21 protein-coding genes are annotated in these 22,036 nt (G+C 69.6%); 10 read left to right on the top strand and 11 right to left on the bottom strand.

Annotated elements, in window-relative coordinates; genetic code table 11:
* Positions 1 to 5: 5 nt before the first annotated feature.
* The 4 genes from PYV02_RS09090 to PYV02_RS09075 form a co-directional block, all read right to left on the bottom strand.
* Positions 6 to 1,694 carry a YhgE/Pip family protein gene (locus tag PYV02_RS09090; protein WP_275758336.1) on the bottom strand — a complete coding sequence of 563 codons (1,689 nt, stop codon included), beginning with the start codon at positions 1,692 to 1,694 and terminating at the stop codon, positions 6 to 8.
* Positions 1,691 to 4,588, bottom strand: a complete 2,898-nt coding sequence (locus PYV02_RS09085; RefSeq protein WP_275758334.1) for an MMPL family transporter — start codon at positions 4,586 to 4,588, stop codon at positions 1,691 to 1,693. The genes PYV02_RS09090 and PYV02_RS09085 overlap by 4 nt, the downstream gene beginning before the upstream one ends.
* Before the next feature lie 52 nt (positions 4,589 to 4,640).
* A complete protein-coding gene (locus PYV02_RS09080) occupies positions 4,641 to 5,195 on the bottom strand; it encodes a TetR/AcrR family transcriptional regulator (RefSeq protein ID WP_275758332.1) in 555 nt (184 codons plus the stop codon).
* Positions 5,196 to 5,278: 83 nt separating this feature from the next.
* Complete coding sequence (locus tag PYV02_RS09075) at positions 5,279 to 6,433, bottom strand: ArsB/NhaD family transporter (RefSeq protein ID WP_275758330.1); 1,155 nt, start codon at positions 6,431 to 6,433, stop codon at positions 5,279 to 5,281.
* A 71-nt stretch (positions 6,434 to 6,504) separates the two neighbouring features.
* Between PYV02_RS09075 and PYV02_RS09070 the strand changes: the two genes are divergently transcribed.
* Together PYV02_RS09070 and PYV02_RS09065 are read left to right on the top strand one after the other, a co-directional pair.
* On the top strand, positions 6,505 to 6,696 hold the full coding sequence (locus tag PYV02_RS09070; RefSeq protein WP_275758327.1) for a hypothetical protein: 192 nt from the start codon (positions 6,505 to 6,507) through the stop codon (positions 6,694 to 6,696).
* Between the two features lie 3 nt (positions 6,697 to 6,699).
* On the top strand, positions 6,700 to 7,029 hold the full coding sequence (locus PYV02_RS09065; RefSeq protein ID WP_275758326.1) for a hypothetical protein: 330 nt from the start codon (positions 6,700 to 6,702) through the stop codon (positions 7,027 to 7,029).
* Here PYV02_RS09065 and PYV02_RS09060 read toward each other — a convergent pair.
* The 5 genes from PYV02_RS09060 to PYV02_RS09040 form a co-directional block, all read right to left on the bottom strand.
* The gene (locus PYV02_RS09060; protein WP_275758324.1) at positions 7,022 to 7,738 is read right to left on the bottom strand and encodes a FadR/GntR family transcriptional regulator; all 717 of its coding nucleotides are present in this window, start codon (positions 7,736 to 7,738) and stop codon (positions 7,022 to 7,024) included. The genes PYV02_RS09065 and PYV02_RS09060 overlap by 8 nt on opposite strands.
* Positions 7,739 to 7,760: 22 nt before the next feature.
* A complete protein-coding gene (locus PYV02_RS09055; RefSeq protein ID WP_275758322.1) occupies positions 7,761 to 8,549 on the bottom strand; it encodes a 3-oxoacyl-ACP reductase in 789 nt (262 codons plus the stop codon).
* Between the two features lie 7 nt (positions 8,550 to 8,556).
* Entirely contained in the window at positions 8,557 to 9,915 is a 1,359-nt protein-coding gene (locus tag PYV02_RS09050; RefSeq protein WP_275758320.1) for an aldehyde dehydrogenase family protein, read from the bottom strand.
* The gene (locus PYV02_RS09045) at positions 9,908 to 10,615 is read right to left on the bottom strand and encodes a gamma-glutamyl-gamma-aminobutyrate hydrolase family protein (RefSeq protein WP_275758710.1); all 708 of its coding nucleotides are present in this window, start codon (positions 10,613 to 10,615) and stop codon (positions 9,908 to 9,910) included. Before PYV02_RS09045 ends, PYV02_RS09050 begins: the two co-directional genes overlap by 8 nt.
* An 82-nt stretch (positions 10,616 to 10,697) precedes the next feature.
* A complete protein-coding gene (locus tag PYV02_RS09040; protein ID WP_420833608.1) occupies positions 10,698 to 12,059 on the bottom strand; it encodes a glutamine synthetase family protein in 1,362 nt (453 codons plus the stop codon).
* Positions 12,060 to 12,248: 189 nt separating this feature from the next.
* On the opposite strand from PYV02_RS09040, the gene PYV02_RS09035 reads away from it, so the two are divergent.
* From PYV02_RS09035 to PYV02_RS09020, 4 genes are all read left to right on the top strand, one after another.
* Positions 12,249 to 13,802, top strand: a complete 1,554-nt coding sequence (locus PYV02_RS09035) for an amino acid permease (RefSeq protein ID WP_275758316.1) — start codon at positions 12,249 to 12,251, stop codon at positions 13,800 to 13,802.
* A 123-nt stretch (positions 13,803 to 13,925) separates the two neighbouring features.
* The gene (locus tag PYV02_RS09030; RefSeq protein ID WP_275758314.1) at positions 13,926 to 15,443 is read left to right on the top strand and encodes a hypothetical protein; all 1,518 of its coding nucleotides are present in this window, start codon (positions 13,926 to 13,928) and stop codon (positions 15,441 to 15,443) included.
* A 154-nt stretch (positions 15,444 to 15,597) separates the two neighbouring features.
* Positions 15,598 to 16,782, top strand: a complete 1,185-nt coding sequence (locus PYV02_RS09025) for a thiolase family protein (protein ID WP_275758312.1) — start codon at positions 15,598 to 15,600, stop codon at positions 16,780 to 16,782.
* A gap of 25 nt (positions 16,783 to 16,807) precedes the next feature.
* Positions 16,808 to 17,533 (top strand): hypothetical protein, encoded by a 726-nt coding sequence (locus tag PYV02_RS09020; protein ID WP_275758310.1) that lies wholly within the window; start codon positions 16,808 to 16,810, stop codon positions 17,531 to 17,533.
* 11 nt (positions 17,534 to 17,544) lie between these two features.
* On the opposite strand, the gene PYV02_RS09015 is transcribed toward PYV02_RS09020, so the two are convergent.
* Both PYV02_RS09015 and PYV02_RS09010 read right to left on the bottom strand, forming a co-directional pair.
* A complete protein-coding gene (locus PYV02_RS09015) occupies positions 17,545 to 17,817 on the bottom strand; it encodes a hypothetical protein (RefSeq protein ID WP_275758308.1) in 273 nt (90 codons plus the stop codon).
* Positions 17,799 to 18,023 (bottom strand): hypothetical protein, encoded by a 225-nt coding sequence (locus PYV02_RS09010; protein WP_275758307.1) that lies wholly within the window; start codon positions 18,021 to 18,023, stop codon positions 17,799 to 17,801. The genes PYV02_RS09015 and PYV02_RS09010 overlap by 19 nt, the downstream gene beginning before the upstream one ends.
* Before the next feature lie 139 nt (positions 18,024 to 18,162).
* On the opposite strand from PYV02_RS09010, the gene PYV02_RS09005 reads away from it, so the two are divergent.
* From PYV02_RS09005 to PYV02_RS15390, 4 genes are all read left to right on the top strand, one after another.
* On the top strand, positions 18,163 to 18,654 hold the full coding sequence (locus PYV02_RS09005; RefSeq protein WP_420833612.1) for a Gfo/Idh/MocA family protein: 492 nt from the start codon (positions 18,163 to 18,165) through the stop codon (positions 18,652 to 18,654).
* 79 nt (positions 18,655 to 18,733) lie between these two features.
* Positions 18,734 to 18,991, top strand: coding sequence for a Gfo/Idh/MocA family oxidoreductase (locus PYV02_RS09000; RefSeq protein WP_275758306.1), 258 nt, complete (start codon positions 18,734 to 18,736; stop codon positions 18,989 to 18,991).
* Positions 18,978 to 21,857 carry an FAD-binding and (Fe-S)-binding domain-containing protein gene (locus PYV02_RS08995; protein ID WP_275758304.1) on the top strand — a complete coding sequence of 960 codons (2,880 nt, stop codon included), beginning with the start codon at positions 18,978 to 18,980 and terminating at the stop codon, positions 21,855 to 21,857. Before PYV02_RS09000 ends, PYV02_RS08995 begins: the two co-directional genes overlap by 14 nt.
* Complete coding sequence (locus PYV02_RS15390) at positions 21,854 to 22,036, top strand: SDR family NAD(P)-dependent oxidoreductase (RefSeq protein WP_420833607.1); 183 nt, start codon at positions 21,854 to 21,856, stop codon at positions 22,034 to 22,036. The genes PYV02_RS08995 and PYV02_RS15390 overlap by 4 nt, the downstream gene beginning before the upstream one ends.

Raw genomic sequence — 22,036 nt, 5'->3', positions numbered from 1 at the left:
GCGACCTACGCGGTCTCCGGCACCAGTCCGAGCGCGCTCGCCCGTCGCGTCCGCCGGATCGCGAAGAGCGCCAGGAGCGCGCTGCCGATGCCGAATGCCGCGAGCACGAGCGCAGAACCGATCACGCTGCCTGCGCTGCCGCCGGCGATGATGCCCTGCATGCCGTCCACGGCCCAGGTCAGCGGCAGGAACGGGCTGATCACCTGGAACGGGGTGGCGAGCAGCTCGATCGGGTAGATGCCTCCGGTGGAGGTCACCTGCACCGCCAGCAGGAACAGCGACACGACGAGGCCGGCACGACCGAGCCCGATCGTCAGCAGGTAGTGGAACGCGGTGAAGGCGAGCGCCGTGAGCAGCGAGAACCCGAGGGTCGCCGGCAGCAGCGCCCAGGAGACCCCGATCGCCCCGTGCAGCAGCACCACGAGCAGCGCCGCCTGCGCGGCCGTCACCGCGCTCGCGCGCAGGATCGCGGTCGCCACGAGGCGCCCGTTGCGCGCGGTGGAGACGAGGGCGCGTCGCGTCACGGGGCGCAGCACGAGGAAGACGGCGAGCGCGCCGATCCACAGGCCGAGGGGCACGAAGAAGGTCGCGACGACCTGCCCGACCTCGGTCACCGCGTTGTCCGTGGTCACCGAGAGGCCGACCGGGTCCGCGGCGACCTCGGCGGATGCCGCGGCGGCATCCGCATCGGTGGCGGGGATCTGCGCCGCGCCCGCCGTGAGGCCGGTCGCCAGGTCGGTGGCACCGGAGGCGAGTCCGTTGGCGCCGTCGACGAGCGCGCCACCGCCGGAGGAGAGCTGCCAGGCGCCGTCCGCGCTCTGCGCGATGCCGGACTGGATGCCCGAGACCGCCGCCGAGGCCTGACCGCTCAGTGCGGCACCACCGTTCGCGGCCTGCGCGAGCCCGTCGCGCACGCCGGCCAGCTGAGCCGCCGCCATCGGATCGGTGACGCTCGACAGGTCGATCGACGACATGAGCGCGGAGAGCTGCGCGATACCGCCCGCGTACTGCGAGACCCCGCCGCTGAGCTGCGAGAGCCCGGCTGCGCCTTCCTCGAGCTGCGAGAGCCCGTAGGCGAGCGAATCGACGCCGTCGGTGTACTGGCTCAGGCCCGATGACAGCGAGGCCGCGCCGTTCGCGAGCTGGCTCGCGCCGTCGGCCGCGGCGGTCAGAGAGCCGCCGAGCTCGCCGAGGCTCGAGTAGATGCCGCCGATGTACTGCGCAGTGATGGCCTTGCCGAAGGTGTCCGTCATGGTCTGACCGACCACCTGGGCGACCGAACCGGTGAGATAGCTGTGCGCGTCGTCGGTGCGGATGGAGATGTCCGCCTGCTGCGGGTCGGCGCCCGAGAGCGACAGGATGGAGGTGGAGAAGTTCTTCGGCACCGTGAGCACGGCGTAGACGTCGCCGGCCTTGAGGGCGGCGTCGGCATCCTCGCTGTTGGTGATGGTCCAGTCGAAGCCCTCCGCGCCGACGAGCTCGGTCACGAGCTGACGACCGGCGAACACGATCTGGTCGCTGCCGTCGGCCTGCGGCACGGTCTGCATCTCGTCCTCGTTCACGACCGCGACGGGGATGTGCTCGAGCGACTCGTTGCCGCCCCCGATCGCGCCGACGAAGAGTCCGGCGAAGGCGAGGGGCACGAGCACGACGGCCGAGAGTCCGGCCCATTTCAGGATGCGTCGCGATGTCATCGCAGTGAACCTTCCGTCTGGAGTGAATAGAGATCGATCGCGGCGATGGGTCGGCCACCGGCATCCCCGGCCTCGACGGCGCGTGCTGGGAGCGGCGATCCGACGACGATCGTCGTCGTGGCAGGTGCCAGCGCGCTGACCGCGCTGATGAACCGGGCTTCGTCCGCGGGGCTTGCAAACGGGTCGACCTGGTCGAGCATGACCACCGGGGTGCCCTCGGCGAGCGCCACCGCGGCGAGCGCCACCGCGCGCTCGAACTGCGGCAGGTCGATGAGGGTGCTGCTCCAGCCCACCTTGCTCGCCTCGGACTCCAGCACGGCGTTGATCCGTCCGAGCCAGCGCCGCGCGGTGCGCCGTGTGGTGAAGACGCGGTACCACGGCTGCGTCATCTCCAGCCGTTCGACGAGCAGGTCCGCGATGGTCACGCTGGACTCGGTGCGCTGCATGCCGCCGACGTCGGCGAGAGCGACCAGCGAGCGCACCGCCGCGGCCTCCGACGGCAGGGGATGCCCGGCCACCTGCGCACGGCCGGCGACCGGATCGAGGCGCCCGGCAAGGGTCGCCGCGAGAAGCCGTCGATCGACCGGCTCGCCGCTGGCGATCACCAGCGCACCGGACGGCACCGACACCGTGAGCGGACCGACGGAGTGCTCACGCGAGCCGGAGACGAGGTGCTCGGTGGAGATCGAGATGCCGCTCTCGTGGTGCGCCCAGTCGACGGCGGCACGGTGCTCGCGCAGTTGCTCGCCCTCGATGTCGACGTCGGGCAGCACGCGCGCGAGCCACTTGGGCATCCACCACGCCGCCTTGCCGAACAGGGTCATGAGTGCGGGAACGAGGGTCATGCGCACGAGGAAGGCGTCGAACGCGATGCCGACGGCGAGGCCGAGCGCGATGGGCTTGATCATGCCGCTGCCTTCTGGCACGAAGGCGAAGAACACGAAGAACATGATGAGCGCTGCCGCCGTGACCACCCGGGCAGCGCCGGAGAACCCGCGCTCGATGGCGTACTTGGGGTCGCCGGTCTTGACGTACTCCTCGCGCATGCCGGAGACGAGGAACACCTCGTAGTCCATGGCGAGACCGAACAGCACGGCCATGAGCAGAATCGGCAGGAAGCTCAGGATGGGGCCGGGGTTCTCGACGCCGATGAGATCGCCGAGCCATCCCCACTGGAAGATCGCCACGACCACGCCGAACGAGGCGACGACGGAGAGCAGGAAGCCGACCGCGGCCTTGATGGGCACGAGCACCGATCGGAACACCATGAGCAGCAGCAGGATCGACAGGCCCACCACGACGAGCGCGAAGGGCACGAGGGCACTGGTGAGCCGATTGGAGATGTCGATCGCGACCGCCGTGGTGCCGGTCACGGAGATCGGGGTGTCGTACTCGGCCTCGATGTCGGGTGCGAGGTCGCGGATGGACTGCACCAGCTGCTTGGTCTCGGCCGAGTCGGGCGCGCTCTCGGGAGTCACCTGGATGATCGCGGTGTCGAGCCCCTCGTCGGGAAAGCCCTGCTGCACGTAGGCGACGTCGTCGAGCCCGCGCAACTGATCCGCGATGCCCTCGAGGTCGTCCACGATGTCGACGGTCTGGGTGATGTCCACCGCGACGATGAGCGGACCGTTGTACCCGGGCCCGAACCCCTCGCTGACGAGGTCGTAGGCCTCGCGCTGCGTCGAGCCGGCCGGCTCGGAACCCGCGTCGGGCACGTTGAGATCGAGGCTGAGCGCCGGGATCGCGAGGGTGCCGAGCACCGCGACGACACCGACGGCGGCGAGGATGGGGCGCTTCATCACGCCGCGCACCCAGCGCAGCCCCATGGTCGGCTTCGCGTTCGCGCCGGTGTGCGCACGCTTGAAGGCCCGCGAGCCCTCCTTCGGTGCGAGCCGCCCCTTGGCCAGACCCATGAGCGCGGGCAGCAGGGTGACGGCGACGCCGATGGCGATGAGCACCGCGAACGCCGCACCGACGCCCATGACGCTGAGGAACGGGATGCCGACCACGAGCAGTCCGAGCAGCGCGATGATCACCGTGACGCCCGCGAACACGACGGCGCTGCCCGCGGTGCCGACGGCCATTGCGGCGGACTCCTCGGGGTCCTCCCCCGCGGCGAGCTGGTTTCGATGCCGCGACAGGATGAACAGCGCGTAGTCGATGCCGACCGCGAGGCCGATCATGAGGGCGAGCAACGGTGCGGTGCTCGAGACGGTCGCGAACGCCGTGTAGGCGGTGATGCCGCCCATCGCGACGCCGACGCCGACCAGGGCGCCGAGCAGCGGCATGCCCGCCGCCAGCAGCGAGCCGAAGGTGATGAAGAGCACGACGCCGGCGAACAGCACGCCGAAGGCCTCGGTGACGGTGATGCCGAACGTGGTGTCCTTGAAGACCTCGCCGCCGAACTCCACCCGGAGGCCGGCGTCTTCGGCGATCGGCGCGACCTTCTCCACCTCGGCGAGCGTCTCATCCGTGACCTCGGACATGGTGCCGTCGAACTGCACCCGCACGATCGCCATCGACTCGTCGTCGCTGATCGCCTGGCCGGCGTACTCGCTGAACGGGGAGATCACCGTCTCGACGCCGTCGATGGTGCCGAGCTCGGTGACGAGCTCCTCGATCGTCGAGGTGATCTGGGGGTCGGTCACGTCGGTGCCGTCGGGGGCGACGAGCACCACCTGGGCCGCTGCGCCCGCGACGGTCGGGAACACCGCCTCGAGCCGGTCGAGCGCGTTCTGCGACTCGGTGCCCGGGATGCTGAAGGACTCCTGGGTCTGTCCGCCGAGGGCGATTCCGCCGCCGAGGATGCCCGCCAGCAGCAGCACCCACACCCCGATGACGCGCCAGGCGTGACGGTAGGAGAACCGGCCGATTCGGTAGAGCAGTGTTGCCATGCGATTACCCCAGGGTGGTTGTTCGGTGATCGAGCGGAGTCGAGATCCGAGGTCAGCGGATATGGACGGGGGAGAGCAACTCCCCCATGATCGTCAGGAGAGCAGCCCTGGTCTCCTCGACGGGTTCGGCCGGGAGGCCGAGGCTTTGTGCGGTGCACAGCATGTAGGCGGCGCCACCGAGGGCGATGCCGAAGCGCATCTTCTCCTCGAGCGACGCCGTGTGCTCGCCGAAGAACTCGGCGAGGCGTCGCACGAGGGCGTTGGCCCGATCGACCACGGGCACATCGACGAGGGAGGGTCCCTGGTTGATGAACATGTGCACCTCGAGTCGGTGCTGGAGCAGGAAGTCCACGAACTCCTCGAGGAACTCCTGACGGGCGTCCTCGCTCAGGCCGGCCCGCTCGATCGGGTCGAGGATGGCGGCCATCCGGTCGATGGCCGGACCGATCGCCGCCTCGAGCAGCGCCTCCTTCGAGGCGTAGTGGTAGAGCACGCTCGACTTGGAGCGGCCGGCGAGTTCCGCGATGCGCTGCAGGGAGGTGCCCGCATATCCCGCGGTGGCGAACTCGCCGAGCGCGATGGTGCGGAGGTCTTCCTGGCTGGACATGCGATCCACGGTATCTGACCGATCGGTCAGAATCCTGTCCGATCGGTCAGTTCGGGGTGAACACCCAGCAAACCCTCAGTTGGTCAGGTTGTCAGCGCGAGCGCGAGAGTCGCCAGGATCACCGTGGCCGGCGCGACTCCGACACCGAGCAGCGCGAACCGCGCCCACGACACCTCGACGCCCAGGGAGACCAGGCGCGAATGCCAGAGCAGTGTCGCCAGGGACGCCCAGGGGGTGACCAAGCAGCCGGCGTTCACTCCGATGAGCACCGCCGCGATGCGCGCGGGACTGTCGGCGATCGCCTCGAACGCGAGATAGGCGGGCAGGTTGTTGACCGCGTTCGCCCCGGTGGCCGCGGCGCCGGCGAGTCGCAGCAGGCTCACCGGGTCCTCGCCCTCCCCCGCGAGCGAGGAGAGCAGCTGCGCGAGTCCGGTGGCGTGCCAGGCCTCGATCACGAGGAACAGGCCGCTCGCCAGCAGCACGAGCTGCCAGGGCAGCAGGGAGAGCTTCAGCGCCGACGGGCGACGAACCGCGAAGACGATGCCGAGCCCGAGCGCGGCGGCGAGGGCGGGCATCCACACCGGCGCTCCGGAGACCAGCGCGGGCAGCAGCAGCGCGACGACGACGGCGCTCGCGATCAGCAGCACGCGGTCGGGTGCGGGGGCGGGGGCATCCGTCACATAGCGGCTCGCGAAGGATCGCCGATAGAGCACCGCCAGCACCGCGATGGGAACCACGATCGCGACGATCGCCGGTGCCCACATGAGCGCGGCGAACGCGGGCGGTGAGATGCCGCCGAGACGATGCTGCGCGAGCAGGTTGGTGAGGTTAGAGACCGGCAGCAGCAGCGACGCGGTGTTCGCGAGCCACACCGTGGTCAACGCGAACGGCACCGGCGGCAGCCCGACATGGCGCGCGAGCAGCACCACCACGGGGGTGAGCAGCACCGCCGTGGTGTCGAGCGAGAGGAACACGGTCGCGAGCACGGCGATGGCCACGACGATCAGCCAGAGCACCCAGCTGCGGCCCAGTCCCCAGGTCGCCGCTCGTTCGGCGAGCACGCGGAACAGCTCCGCCTCCGCTGCCAACTCCGTCACGACCGTCATCGCGACCACGAAGAGCAGGATCGGCCAGACGCGCTCGGCGACGGCCAACGCGCCCGCCGCGGGGAGGATGCCCGTGACCACGAGCACCGCGCCGGCGAGGAGCAGCACGATGCCCAATCCCGCGGTCTTCACAAGAAACCAGTATCGAGCCCACCGAGCACCCCGCTGCACGGGGTAGCGTGGAGGGGACGGTCGGAGGCTACGTGCGCAAGTTCATCTTCAACACGAGCATCCTCAGCGCCCTGTTCGGGGTGTGGGGTGTGGTGCAGGCGACTCGAAAGGGTCCGCGAGACTGGCGCCTCGTACTGATGTGGATCGGGTGGGGCATCGCCGTGGCCCTCGCGGTCGGCAGTGTCATCGAGCAATCCCGCGCGGCGAACGAACTGGAGGAGTGACGGATGGGCTACGACGGACCTGGCATGTGGGGCTTCGGATGGTTCGGCCACGTGGTCGGCACGATCATCGGCGGGCTGCTGACCCTGTTCGCGGTGCTGGTGATCGCGGGCCTCGTGTTCCTGCTGGTGCGCTTTCTGATCGTCGCCACGCGCGCCGCCCAGCTCTACGTGGACCGGCACGCGCCGACCACGCCCGCGTCCCCGGCCGCCTCCGCCGCGGCGGCACCGACCACAACGAAGGCGGCACCGGCACCGGCCGCGAAGCCCACCCCGGCCGCAGCGACCAAGCCCGCGGCGAAGCCGCGCACGCCGAAGACGCCGCCCGCTAGCTGAGAAAGGCGCGCAGCAGCGCGGCGGACCCGGCCAGGTGCTCGCTCATCGCGGTGGCCGCACGATCGGGGTTGCCGGTCAGGATCGCCACCACGATCGCCTCGTGCTGCTGATTGGAGTGCGCGATGTTGCGCGCCAACAGCGGGATGCCGTCCAGCAGCCCGTTGACCCGGGTGCGATTGTCGGCGAGCAGCGACACGAGCGAGGGTGCGCCGACGAGTTCGCCGACCGTCAGATGCAACCGGGAGTCCAGGCGCCGGTAGTCGTCGATGGATGCCACGGCGGTCTCCCCGAGGCGGGTCCAGAGCAGATCGCGCTCCGCCGCACCCAGCTCCCGTGCCGCGGCGGCGCGCGCCGCGCCGACCTCGAGGATCTCCCGCAGCACGAGCACGTCCTCGATCTCCGCGGCATCCGGCGGCGCGGCATCCGGGGCCGGGAGCACGTCGCTGACGAAGGTGCCGCCGTAGCGGCCTCGGCGCGCGACGAGGTACCCCGCATCCGAGAGCGAGCGGATGGCATCGCGCACCGTGTCGCGGCTCACCGAGAACCGCGCCGCGAGGTCCCGTTCCGACGGCAGCGCCTCGCCGGGCGCGACGACCCCAAGCCGGATCGTCTGCAGCAGCCTCGCGACGGTGTCCTCGAAGGCGTTGGCACCCCGCAGCGGGCGGAACAGCACCTCATCGGCGAGGCCCTCGTAGGACACGTCGTTCACCGGTGGTCGGTCCGGATCGGGATCACAGGGGCGTCACGTAGGCCGAGCTGATGCCGCCGTCGACGAGGAACGTCGAGGCGGTGATGAAGCTCGCGTCGTCACTGGCGAGGAACGCGACCGCGGCTGCGAGCTCCTCGGGCTCGGCGAACCGGCCCTTCGGGATGTGCACGAGACGTCGCTGCGCGCGCTCCGGATCCTTCGCGAACAGTTCCTGCAGCAGCGGGGTGTTCACCGGGCCGGGGCACAGCGCGTTGACCCGGATGCCCTGCCGCGCGAACTGCACGCCGAGTTCCTTCGTCATCGCGAGCACGCCACCCTTGGAGGCGGTATAGGAGATCTGCGAGGTCGCCGACCCCATCACCGCGACGAAGGATGCCGTGTTGATGATCGACCCGGACTGCTGGGCGACCATGTGCCGCAGTGCGGCCCGCGAGCACAGGTACACGGACTTGAGGTTCACGTCCTGCACCCGCTCCCAGGCCGGAAGCTCGGTGGTCTCGATCGAGTCGTCGTCGGGCGGTGAGATGCCGGCGTTGTTGAACGCGATGTCCACCGACCCGTAGGTGGCGGCCGCGGTGTCGAACAGGTGGTTCACCTGGGCCTCGTCGGTGACATCCACCTGCACGAACAGGCCGTCGACCTCGGCGGCCGCGGCCTGACCGGTCTCGGGGTTGAAGTCGCCGATCACGACGGTCGCGCCCTCGGCGGCGAAACGACGCGCGGTCGCGAGCCCGATGCCGCTCGCGCCGCCGGTGATCACGGCGACCTTGCCCTTCAGGCGCTGGGTGAGGTCGATCTTCTCGATGGTCATGTGGTTCCTAGTCGGTTGCGATGAAGACGTTCTTGGTCTCGGTGAAGGCTGTGGCGGCATCCGGCCCGAGCTCCCGGCCGAGGCCGGACTGCTTGAACCCGCCGAATGGCGTGGAGTAGCGCACGCTCGAGTGCGAGTTGACGGAGAGGTTGCCGCTCTCCACGCCGCGGGCGACGCGGATGGCGCGGCCGACATCCCTGGTCCAGATCGAGCCGCTCAGGCCGTAGATCGAGTCGTTGGCGAGCGCGATCGCGTCGGCCTCGTCGTCGAAGGGCAGCACCGAGACGACCGGGCCGAAGATCTCCTCCGTCACCGTGCGGTCAGTGCGCGAGCCCGGCAGCAGCACGGTCGGCGCGAACCAGTACCCGGCGCCCTCGGGCGCGGTGCCGCGGAAGGCCACGTTCGCGCCGTCGAGGTAGCCGGAGACGGACTCGAAGTGGGCCTTCGAGACGAGCGGCCCCATCTCGGTTGACTCGTCGGTCGGCACCCCGACCTTCACGCCCTTGACGGCGGGCTCGAGCAGTTCGAGAAAGCGATCGTAGACGCTGCGTTCGACGAGGATGCGGCTGCGAGCGCAGCAGTCCTGCCCCGCGTTCTCGAACACCGCGTAGGGCGCCGTCGCCGCGGCCTTCTCGAGGTCGGCGTCGGCGAAGACCACGTTGGCGCTCTTGCCGCCGAGCTCGAGCGTGACCGCCTTCACCTGGTCGGCGCACCCGGCCATCACGCGCTTGCCGACCTCGGTCGAGCCCGTGAAGACGATCTTGCGCACCGACTCATGGGTGACGAAGCGCTCCCCCACGACCGAGCCGCGACCGGGCAGCACCTGGAAGAGCCCATCGGGCAGCCCCGCCTCGAGGCCGAGCTCGCCGAGGCGGATCGCGGTCAGCGGCGTCCAGTCCGCTGGCTTGAGCACGACGGCGTTGCCGGCGGCGAGCGCAGGCGCAAAACCCCAGGCGGCGATCGTCATCGGGAAGTTCCACGGCACGATGACGCCCACGACCCCGAGCGGTTCGAGGAAGGTCACGTCGAGGCCACCGGCCACCGGGATCTGCTTGCCGATCATCCGCTCGGGCGCCGCCGCGTAGTAGTTGAGCACGTCGCGCACGTGCCCGGCCTCCCAGCGCGCCTGGGCGACGGGATGCCCGGAGTTGACGACCTCGAGCCCCGCGAGTTCCTCGATGTGCTCGCCGACCACGTCGGCGAACCGGCGCAGGGCGTTCGCGCGCTCGACGGGAGGCAGGGCCGCCCATGCCCGCTGGGCGATCACCGCTCGGGCGACCGCGGCATCCACCGCCTCGAGGCTCGTGTGCTCGACCTCGCGGATCACGGACTCGTCGGCCGGGTTGATCAGGGTGGTGCTACCCACGGCGGTACTCCTTCGCAGCGTCCACGAGCCCCTGGAACAGGCGCACGTCCTCGGCGGCATCCTCTTCGGGATGCCACTGCACCGCGACCCCGAACGGCACCGCCGGCAGTTCCACCGCCTGGATCGTGCCGTCGTCGGACCGCGCGGTGACGACGAGCCCGTCGGCGAGCTCATCGATGGCCTGGTGGTGGTATGACTTCACGTCGAGACCGTCGCCGACGATCGTCGCGAGCGTACCGCCCTCGACGGCGACCGCGTTCGTCGCGAACACCCCGCCGCCCTTGTTGTACCGGTCGGAGCCGACCACCTCGGGCAGGTGCTGATGCAACGTGCCGCCGAGCGCGACATTGAGCACTTGCGCGCCGCGGCAGATGCCGAGGAAGGGCAGACCGCGCTCGATCGCGGCGGTGAGCAGGGCATCCTCCCACGCGTCGCGATCGTGGCGGGGCTCGTCGGTGGCCGGATGCGGCTGCTGCCCGTATCGCTCGGGGTTCACGTCCTTGCCACCCGTGATGATGAGCCCGTCGAGACCGTCGAGCACGCGGTTCGCGATCTCCGGAGTCACCGGCTGCGGCGGCAGCAGCACCGCGATGCCACCGGCCTTGTTCACCGCCTCGAAGTACACCTTGGGCAGGAACGACGCAGGCACGTCCCACACCCCGGTCTGTGCCTGCTCGAGGTACGTCGTCAGTCCGATCAGAGGCCCCGCGGCCCGACGAGGCGCCGGCTTGGCCGAAGCCTCGTCGGACGCGCGCCCGGCGGGGACGGGCGCGCCAGAAGGCTCAGAACCGCTCGAAGCCACGAACCCGCTCCCAATCCGTGATGGCGGCGTCGAAGGCCGCTTGCTCGATACGCGCGTTGTTGAGGTAGTGGTCGACGACATCCTGACCGAAGGCCTCGACGGCGACCTCGGACTCGGCGAAGAGCGCCATCGCCTCGCGCAGCGAGGAGGGCACGCGCGGAGCATCGGAGGCGTAGGCGTTGCCCTCGAAGATCGGCTCGAGTTCGAGCTCGTGCTCGATGCCGTAGAGGCCGCCGGCGATGAGGGCGGCGACCGCGAGGTACTGGTTGACGTCGCCGCCGGGCACGCGGTTCTCCGCTCGCAGCGATTGACCGTGGCCGACCACGCGCAGCGCGCACGTGCGGTTGTCGACGCCCCAGGCGACCGCGGTCGGGGCGAAGCTGCCCTCGACGTAGCGCTTGTAGGAGTTGATGTTCGGCGCGAGGAAGAGCGTGAGTTCGCGCAGGGTCTTCAGCTGCCCGGCGAGCCAGTGCTCCATGAGCTTCGAGAAGCCGTACGGCCGGTCGGGGTCGGCCATGACCGCGGTGCCGTCGGTGCCGCGCACCGAGAGATGGATGTGGCAGGAGTTGCCTTCGCGCTCGTTGAACTTGGCCATGAAGGTGAGGGCCTTGCCGTGCTGGTCGGCGATCTCCTTGGCCCCGTTCTTGTAGATCGAGTGGTTATCGCACGTGGTCAGCGCATCGGTGTAGCGGAACGCGATCTCCTGCTGCCCCAGATTGCACTCGCCCTTGACGCCCTCGCAGTACATGCCGGCGCCGTCCATGCCGAGGCGGATGTCGCGCAGCAGCGGTTCCATGCGACTCGAGGCCATGAGCGCGTAGTCGATGTTGTAGTCGCTGGCCGGGGTGAGGCCCTCGTACTTCTTGGCCCAGGCATCCCGATAGCCGTCGTCGAAGACGATGAACTCGAGCTCGGTGCCGACGTAGGCCTCGAGGCCGCGCTCGGCGAGGCGGGCGAGCTGCCGCTTGAGCACCTGCCGCGGGTCGGGGTTCACCGGAGTGCCGTCGAGCCAGGTGAGATCGGCCGTGACCATCACGGTGCCCGCCAGCCAGGGCGTGCGCCGCAGCGTGGGCAGGTCGGGCTTGAGCACCATGTCGCCGTAGCCGCGCTCCCAGCTGGAGATCGCGTAGCCGCCGACCGTGTTGTTCTCGACGTCGACGGCGAGCAGGTAGTTGCACGCCTCGGCACCGTGCTCGGCGAGCTCTTCGAGGAAGAGCCGCGCCGACGCCCGCTTGCCGACCAGACGGCCCTGCATGTCGGTGAAGGCGATGATCACGGTGTCGATCGCGCCCGCCGCGACGTCGGTCCGCAATTGCTCGACGGTGAGGTTTCCTGCGGCCACGGCGACTCCTTGCTCGGATGACCCGACCATTACATCACAGCCGATGCCGTTGATCGCCGCCTGCTGTAACGCGGTGTTTACATCCAAAGGTAGACACAAGCGACCAATGGAGGCCATGCTCATGGCTTAAGCGTGGACGCGGCGGTCTGCCGTGGTTGCGCACCCGATCATCGACTGGGAAGGACCGACATGGCAGAGACCAAGAACGTCTCGGGCGTCACGTATACGACGGCCGGCGCCGAGTACTTCGAAAAACGCAAGCTCAAGCGCACCGCCGGCGTGTGGGGACTGTGGGGTCTCGCGGTTGCCGCCGTCATCTCCGGCGACTTCTCCGGCTGGAACTTCGGCATCGACTTCGCCGGCTTCGGCGGGATGACGATCGCCTTCGTCATCCTCGTCGCGATGTACTACGGCCTCATCTTCTCCATCGGCGAGATGGCGGCGGCGATGCCGCACACCGGTGGCGCGTACTCGTTCTCCCGTTCGGCGATGGGGCCGTGGGGCGGACTCGTCACCGGACTGGCCGAAACGATCGAGTACGTCGCGACGACCGCGGTGATCGTGTTCTTCTCCGCCAGCTACGCCAACGGCATCACGAGCGAGCTGCTCGGCTTCGACCTGACCGGCAACATGTGGATCTGGTACGCCGTGCTCTACATCGCGTTCATCGCCCTCAACGCGGCCGGCGCGAACATCTCCTTCAAGTTCGCCATCGTGGTCTCGATCATCTCGATCGCGATCCTGCTCGTGTTCTCGGTGATGGCCGTGTTCTCCGGCGTCTTCAGCTGGGACAAGCTCTTCGACATCGTCCCCGACCCGGGCCAGAGCGCGTTCCTGCCGCACGGCGTGGTGCCGATCCTGTTCGCGCTGCCGTTCGCGATGTGGTTCTTCCTCGGCATCGAGGAGCTGCCGCTGGCGGCGGAGGAGTCCCACAACCCCAGCCGCGACATCCCGCGGGCCGGGCTGATCGCGCGCGGCACGCTCATCGTCACGGGCGTGCTGGTGCTCGTGCTGAACACGGGCGTGATCGGTGCCGAAGCCACCGGCGTCGCGGGTGAACCGCTGCTCGACGGATTCCGCGCGATCGTCGGCGACGAACTCGCCGCGGTGCTGTCGCTGTTCGCGCTCATCGGTCTGCTCGCCTCGCTGCAGGGCATCATGTTCGCCTACGGGCGCAACATGTACTCGCTCTCCCGCGCCGGGTACTACCCGAAGTTCTTCTCGCTCACCGGCAAGCGCCAGACCCCGTGGGTCGCGCTCATCGTCGGTGCGGTGATCGGCTTCGTGGCGCTCATCGTGCTCGACCTGCTCGCCGGCGTGGAGGGTGTCGGCGCGGTGGCGGGTGCGATCATCCTGAACATCGCGGTGTGGGGCGCGGTGCTCGCGTACTTCCTGCAGATGGTGTCGTTCATCATCCTGCGGCGCAAGTTCCCCGACGCGAAGCGCCCGTACAAGAGCCCGTGGGGCCTGCCCGGCGCGTACATCGCGGCGATCATCGCGGCGCTCGTGTTCGTCGGATTCCTCATCAACCCGACTTTCCAGCCGGCGATCATCGCGATCGTGATCGTCTACGTGGTGATCCTTGCCGGGTTCGCGATCTGGGGGCGCAAGCAGCTCGTGCTCTCGCCCGAGGAGGAGTACGCCATCAGCGGCGGACTGCACGGCGACCCGCAGGCCGAGGGGTACGACGCGATGGAGTCTGAGGTCTTCGACGGCGACGCGAAGGCGCCGAAGAAGCAGTAGGCACCACACCTACACTTGGCCCCCGCCCTTCTCGAGCGGGGGCCAAGTTCGTGAACGTTGCACCAGGGTTGCTGAGCCTCCGAATCGGTTTCACCGGGGTGCCTCCAGGCCTAGCGTCGAGAGATGAGCCGAGCCGTCTGCGCCCTCCTGCCCGTCGCCCTCGTGGCCGCGCTTCTCACCGGTTGCGCACCGGCCGATCCCCTCGGCGCCGCGGCCCGGGAGACGATCCGCTCGCTCGCGGCCCTCGACCAGGACGATCTCGAGGCGGCGGTGATCTCGATCGCCACTCGGGCTGAGGCACGGACGTGGCAAGAGTGGGGTCTCGATCCGGAGATCGTCGCGACCGCGGTCAAGCCGCTCGGAGACGCCATTCTTCACGAGCGGGAGTCCCCTTCGACGGTTCAGCTCGTGAGCTCTGCCGCGGGCGTGAACAGCATCGCCTCGGCATTCGGAATCGGCTTCCTCGCGATCGGCGAGTTCGGGAAGATGGGCGTCGACCACAGCAACAGCGGAACTCGCGGTTCCGACACCACAGAGATCACGGGCGGTTCTGCAACCATCTCGGTCGGGGCCGACGGGGTGGTCGAGACGACCTACTCGGCGGGCGGGACTGAGGGCGATCTGAGCGTCGCGATTGCCGCATCGTCGGAGATCCAGCCGTGCCCGGATGCTTCCGGGACGGTCGAGCTGTCCGCCGACGTATCCGTCCGTGTGAGCCTCGGAACCGCGGGGGGCTCAATCGAGCTCGAGGTGGATGCCACGGGCCAGCTCGACGACTCCGCGGCGCTGTCGTCGAGCGAGTACACCTACCGGCAACAGCACTCACAGAGCCGGGGCGGCAAGGGCGAGTTCCTCGACCACAGCGGCAACTCCGCGGGCGAGGTAACCGCAAACCGGTGGAGCAGCGAAGCGAGCGCGGAGTTCGTGCAAGGCGCCGCCGAGATGGCCGCAGGGCTCGCGGCGATGGTCGCCAACGACCTGTTCACGGCGGCCCGAGACGGCTGGATGTCGGGGCGTTGCGTGGAGGTGACGCTCAGCCCCTCCGAGGACCCTGGCAGCCTCACACCCGAGGCCGACATCACGATCGAGGCGGTCCCTCGCTCGGTACTCGACGGCTCGGAAACCGGCGGTACGCTCGTCGCCACGCTCACGGGCGAAGGCACACTCGCCTCGTCCGGCGACCGGCACTCAGCTCCTGCGACGCTCGACTACCGCGCACCGTCGGAGAAGGACCGATCCGGCACGGTCACGGTGGAGTCGCGGTCCAATCGTGGAGTGGGGCGGGCGAGCATCCCGCTGTCGACTGGGGGCGGAGCGTACGTCGCGGATGTCACGGTCGACGAGTACACCGCTCGCGCGACGATCTGCAGCCTTACCGAACCCTTCGAGATCGTTGGGTCCGGGCTCACCTTCAGCTTCACGCCCGCGGGAGAGGACGACGGGAGGTTCCAGATGGAGGGCGGCCGGTACGATCTCACCTTTGCCGGCGACGGTGACTACTCGGTCGCGCGCAACTCCGAGGACGTGGCGACGAGCCTCCACGCGTCGGGAGACAGCACGCTCACGACGCCCGAAGGGCACACCGCCGATGCACCGATCGATCTGACCTACACGCTCACCCCGACAGAGCCGTGCGACTAGGAGGCCCGAGGAGCTCGGCAGTCGCCACCCTTCGGCGGTCCTCCGCCCGCGCGCACGAGTGGACGGCGGGCGGCTCCGGCGCATCGGAGTATCGTCAAAGGGTCGGCCACCACGCTACGAAGCCCGATTGCCCACGGGAAACAAGGAGACACCGTTGTCCGCAGAATCCATCCTCATCGTCGACGGCGCGCGCACCGCGGTCGGTCGCTACGGCGGCAGCCTCAAGACCGTACCGGCCCACGAGCTGGGCGCGATCGCCGCGAAGGGTGCCATCGAGCGCAGCGGCGTCGATCCGGCCGAGATCGGTGAGGTCATCATGGGCATCATCGGCCAGGTGGGGCCGGACGCGTACAACGCGCGGGCGGTCGCGCTCGCCGCGGGCCTCGACACCAACACTCCGGCCTTCACCGTCAACCGGCTCTGCGGCTCCGGCCTGCAGGCCATCTGGTCGGGCGCGCAAGAGCTACTGTGGGGCGGCGTCGACGTCGTGCTCGCCGGCGGCAACGAGTCGATGTCGCGGATGCCCTTCCTCGACTTCGACGCGCGCGACAATCCGCGCCTGGGCAACCGCACCCTCGTCGACGGCACGATCGCGATGCTCACCGACCCGTTCAGCAAGAAGCACATGGGCGTGACGGCCGAGAACGTGGCCGAGAAGTTCGGCATCTCCCGCGAGGAGCAGGACGCCTTCGCGCTCGAGAGCCAGCGCCGCGCCGCGACACCCGAAGCCCTGGCCGCATTCGCGGAGGAGATCGTGCCCGTCGAGGTCGGCGGTCGGAATCCGTTCACCTTCGAGGTCGATGAGCACCCGCGCCCCGAGACGACCCTCGAGGCGCTCGGCGCGCTGAAGGCCGCGTTCCGGGAGGGCGGGTCGGTCACGGCCGGCAACGCCTCGGGCGTCAACGACGGGGCCGCCGCGGTGATCCTGATGAAGGCCTCGCGCGCGAAGGAGCAGGGCCTGAGCGGCCTCGCGACGATCGAACACGTCGCGACCGCCGCGCTGGAGCCCGAGCTGATGGGCTATGCCCCCACGCTCGCGCTGCGCAAGCTCTTCAAGAACACCGGGATGACCCCGAAGGACATCGGCACGATCGAGCTCAACGAGGCCTTCGCCTCGCAGGCGCAGGCCGTGATCCGCGACGTGGGCCTGGATCCCGCCCAGGTGAACCCCTACGGCGGCGCGATCGCGCTCGGCCACCCGGTCGGGGCGACCGGCGCCATCCTCACCGTGCGCGCCGCGAAGGACCTCAAGCGCCGGGGCCTCGAGTACGGCATCGTGACGATGTGCATCGGCGGCGGGCAGGCGCTCGCGGCGCTCATCAAGCGCTGGGACGGATAGCTCCCACGTCGGCCAGACTGGTCGCATGTTGAGAACCCCCGACGTGCGCCGCTGGACCGGCGTCTCCGCGATCGCCGTCGCCGTGTTCCTGGCGCTCGAGTCGATCACCAAGCTCACGATGGGCGCTCGACCCGAGCTCGATGACTCCCAGGCGCTCATCGCGTACACCCAGGCGACGGCGACGCAGACGATCATCGTGATCCTGGCCGACACGTTCCTGATGGCGTTCCTCATCGTCTTCCTCGGCGCGTTCCGCCAGCTCGTGAACAAGGCGCGCCCCGATCTCGAGTGGATCGCCGACATCACCTTCGGTGCGGGACTCGTCTTCATCGCGGTCACCCTCGTCGGCGACGCCATGGACGGCGGCGCGGCGCTGGATGTCATCGGCATCAGGCCGGACCCCGCGGTGATCGAGGCGCTCATCCTCGGGCACAGCATCATGTTCGGCTCCACCGGCGCGGTGCTGCTCGCCCTGGTCTCGGCAACCGCCGCCTACCTGACGTTCGCGTCTGCGGCGGTGCCGCGCTGGACGGGCTTCCTGGCCGCCGCGACCGCCCTCTCCAACCTCGCCTGGGCGATCGTCGGCCTGGGCGGCACGTCACCCGACAGCTTCTTCGCCGTCGGCGGGTTCGGCAACGCGCTGCTGGCGATCTTCCCGTGGCTGGTGTGGGTCGTCTGCGTCGGGGTCACGACGGTGCGCGGGGTGCGGGCGGGTGCCGATCGGGCGGGGACGCCGGTCACCGCGCCCTGACGCCCGGGGACTCAGGCGCGGCGGCCGTCGGTGCTCGCGCGCGCGGAGTCGGCGCGCAGCAGAGCGCTCACCCGGGGCAGCACGACCGTCGCCTCCTCGCTCAGCATGCACTCCATCGCGAGCCATCCGTCGTACCCGATCTCGTCGAGCGCCGACAGCACCTCTGTCCACACCGTGTGCCCGGCGCCGGGCTCCAAGCGGTTGCTGTCACCGAGCCGCACGTGCGCGAGCCATCCCGAGACACGGCGCAAGGCCGCCGGGATGCTCACCTCCTCCAACGACATGTGGAACGTCCGCCACGACCGCAGCGCGCTCGCGTTCCACCTCGTCGGGCTCCCGGTCCGGATGCGACGGCGTCGACGAGTTCCGTCCTGCGGCTGGGACCATCCACCGGCATGGAGACCTCGACGCCGTCGAAGCCCGCGGCGAGCACCGCGGTGTGGCGGTCGAGGAGGGACGAACCGGGCAGCGTCTTCTCCTGCGCCGCCATCCTGATCCTCATCGCGACACAGCGGCACGCTCGTCGGCGGCGAGCCTGTCGGCGAACAGCCCATCGCCGAGATCGGTGCCGACCCACGTCGACCTCATCGCCGCGTGCCTCGACGCCGGACTGCCGGTGTTTCGCCGAGATCCAGAGGCGGTTCGCCGGCGGTGAGCTCGGCCGGCAGGAACGACTCATCATCATGAGCCGGGACTCGGCTCCGCCGCCCGCGACGTACGTCGCCGCCTCCGGCGGCATCTTCCGAGACATGACGATTCACGACTTCGACATGGCCCGCTCTATGCTCGGAGACATCGTCGGGGTCTCCGCCGTCGGTGCGAACTCGTTCAGCGCGGAAATGGCGGAGGCAGGCGACTTCGACTCCGCCGTCGTGACCCCCCGCGCGGCGAACGGGGCCGTAGCAACGATCATCAACTCGCGCCACAGCGCCTTCGGGTACGACCAGCGCATCGAGGCCTTCGGGAGCGACGGAATGCTGCAGGCCACGAACGTGCCGTCGAGCTCTGTGCTCGTCAGCGGCGCGTCCGGCAGCCCGGACTTCGAGGATGGACGAGCCGCCCTCATCCTCGCCGATGCCGCCCAGCTCTCGGCCACCACCGGTCGGCCGGTAGCCGTCTAGCCATGTCCGAGAACGCCGGGATCCTCCTCCGTCCACCGATCGAAGAGCTGCTGCAGGCGCCGAGCCTCGCGCGGCGCTGGTGGACGGCCCGTCCGTCGACGTGGTCTATGTCGCGACCGAGCACCCGATGCACGAGGAGCACACCCTGCTCGCGCTCGACGCCGGCAAGCACGTCGTCATCGAGAAGGTCACGTCCAGGTTGGGGTCGTCGATGCGCGCGCATGTGCGCGGGTGGGCCAAGCTGTATGTCGATCACGTGCTGCAAGCCGACCAGGGCGCTGATCTCGATTTCCTCGTCGGTTCTTCGGGAGACAAGGTGAGCCGTGAGTCTCATTGAATCCGCATCGCGTGCCGACCTCGCGCGCGACGAGACGACGCTCGGCGCGGCCATCGGCGCGGCCCTGCCCCGCCACGGGGCGGTGTCGACGAGTTCCTTCGACCGCGTGATCGCGGCCGTGGACGCCTCGCACTACCTCCTCACGCCGCGGGCGGTGGTGACTCCCAAGAACGCCGAGGAGGTCGCGGCCCTGTTCGCCTACGCGACCGCGGGAGGTGAGGCGCTGACGTTCCGGTCCGGCGGCACCTCTCTCTCGGGGCAGGCCTCGACGGGCAGCATCCTCGTCGACACACGCAAGTTCTTCCGCTCCATCTCCATCGAAGAGGATGGCCTGATCGCGCGGGTCGGCCCCGGCGCGACGGTGCGACAGGTCAACGCACGGCTGCTGCGGCACGGCCGCAAGCTCGGCCCCGACCCGGCGAGCGAGATCGCCTGCACGATCGGCGGCGTCGTCGCCAACAACTCGAGCGGCATGGCCTGCGGCACGGAGCAGAACACGTATCGCACGCTGCGGTCGGCGGTCATCGTGCTGCCGTCCGGCACGATCGTCGACACGTCCCTTCCGGACGCCGACGACCGCCTGCGCGAGCGCGAGCCCGCGCTCTGGCGCGATCTCGCAACACTGCGACGGCAGATCATGGCCAGGCCCGAGTTGGTCGACGAGATCGTGCGCCAGTACGGCATCAAGAACACCATGGGCTACGGCCTGAACTCACTCGTCGACTACGAGGCCCCTGCCGACATCCTGGCCCACCTCATCATCGGCAGCGAGGGCACGCTCGGGTTCGTCGCTGAGGCGACCTTCAACACCGTCCCCCTCCTCAAGCACGCGGCGACGACCCTGCTCGTGTTCGACACGCTGCGCGCGGCGACCGACGCGCTGGTCGACATCATCGCCACGAGCCCCACCACGATCGAGCTCATGGATGCGGCATCCCTGCGCGCCGCCCTCATCGACCCCGAGTCGCGCGATGCCCTGCCGAGTTTCGACATCGTGGATCACTGCGCGCTGCTCGTCGAGTACCAGGCCGCCGACGTCGGCGAGCTGTTCGAACTCAGCGTGGGCGCCGAAGGGCTCTTCGCGCGTCTGCCCTTGACGACCACACCGGTGCTCACGCGCGATCCGAAGCTCCGCGCCTCGCTGTGGCACATCCGCAAGGGGCTCTACGCGACGGTCGCCGGGGCCCGGCCCTCCGGCACGACCGCCCTGCTCGAGGACATCGCGGTTCCCGTCGCCCGCCTCTCCGAGACCTGCGCGGGCCTGACCAGGCTGTTCGCGATCCACGGCTACGACGACGCGGTCATCTTCGGCCACGCCAAGGACGGCAACGTCCACTTCCTCATCAACGAGGACTTCGAGAGCGAGTCCAACCTCGCCCGCTACCGCGCCTTTACCGAGGACATGGTCGAGCTCGTGCTCACGGCGGGCGGCACCCTCAAGGCCGAGCACGGAACCGGTCGGATCATGGCGCCCTTCGTGGAGCGACAGTACGGCCCGGAGCTCTACGGGATCATGCTCGACATCAAGGCCGCCTTCGACCCGGCAGGCATCCTCAACCCGGACACGATCCTCACCGAGGACGCCGACCTGCACCTGCGCAACCTCAAGTCCACCCCGACCATCGAGGTCGAGGCCGACCGCTGCGTCGAGTGCGGGTACTGCGAGCCCGTGTGCCCGAGCAAGGATCTGACCACGACTCCCCGGCAGCGCATCGTCGTCAGCCGCGCGATCGCGGAGGCCGACCAGCGCGGCGACGCGGCGCTGGCGAAGGAACTGCGCGCCGCGCAGGGATACGACGTCATCGACACCTGCGCCGTCGACGGCATGTGCCAGACCGCCTGCCCCGTGCTCATCAACACCGGCGACCTCGTGCGCCGCCTGCGCTCCGAGACGGTCGGCGCCGTCAACAGCGCCGTGTGGAACGCGGCAGGCAAGGCGTGGGGTCCGGTCACCGGCGTTGCCTCCCTCGCGCTCAGCGTCGCCTCGGCGATCCCCGCTCCGCTCATCACGGCGCCCAACAAGGCGGCCCGAGCGGTGGTCGGCTCCGACGTGATGCCGCTGTGGTCGAAGGACCTCCCGAAGGGCGGCAGCAAGCGCAGGTCCGGCACGACCGGAGTCGCGGACGCCGTGTACTTCCAGGCCTGCGTCGGCACGATGTTCGGCCCCGCCGAGGGCGGCGAGGGCGTCGCCGTGGCGTTCCAGTCCCTGGCAGAGAAGGCGGGCATCGGACTCGTGCGACCGGAGGGCATCGGCAGCCTGTGCTGCGGCACCCCCTGGAAGTCCAAGGGCATGCTCGATGGCTACCACGACATGGTCGCCCGCACCGCGGACGCTCTCTGGGTGGCCTCCGACCACGGACGCCTGCCCATCGTGTGCGACAACTCCTCCTGCTCCGAGGGACTCGTGCTCGCACTCGAGAAGGCGATCGACGAGCGCCCCGACTACCACTCGATGCGCATCATCGACGCCGTCGACTTCGCCGCCGAGCACATCCTCCCGAATCTGGTCGTCGATCCGACGCTCGGCAGCATCGTCGTGCACCCGACCTGCTCGAGCACCCGCGCAGGTTCGAATGCGAACCTCGCCACCCTCGCCGCGGCCGTCTCGGGCGAGGTCACCGTGCCGGACGACTGGGGCTGCTGCGCCTTCGCCGGCGATCGAGGGATGCTCCACCCCGAACTGACCGCGAGCGCCACAGCACGCGAATCCGCCGAGGTCGGCGGGAGCGAGTTCGACGCCTACGTCTCCTGCAACCGCACGTGCGAGATCGGGATGACCCGAGCCACCGGGCACGACTACCAGCACATCCTGGAGGTGCTGGACCGGGCCGCCTCCCCCGTCACCGAAGAAGCGGACGCATCATGAGCGAGTTCCAGAACCTGGTCGCCATCGTCGCCGGAGGGGCCTCGGGCATCGGGGCCGCGGTCGCGAGCCGACTGGCTGCATTCGGCGCACAGGTGGCGGTGCTCGACGTGAACACCACGACGGGAACCTCCATCGCGGTGGACGGCGGCATGCAAGAGCTCCGCCTCCGGTCGGAGTGA

Origin of the sequence: Antiquaquibacter metalliresistens (assembly GCF_029211225.1) — a bacterium.
Lineage (GTDB): Bacteria > Actinomycetota > Actinomycetes > Actinomycetales > Microbacteriaceae > Rhodoglobus > Rhodoglobus metalliresistens.
This window is presented reverse-complemented; position numbering and strand designations above follow the sequence as displayed.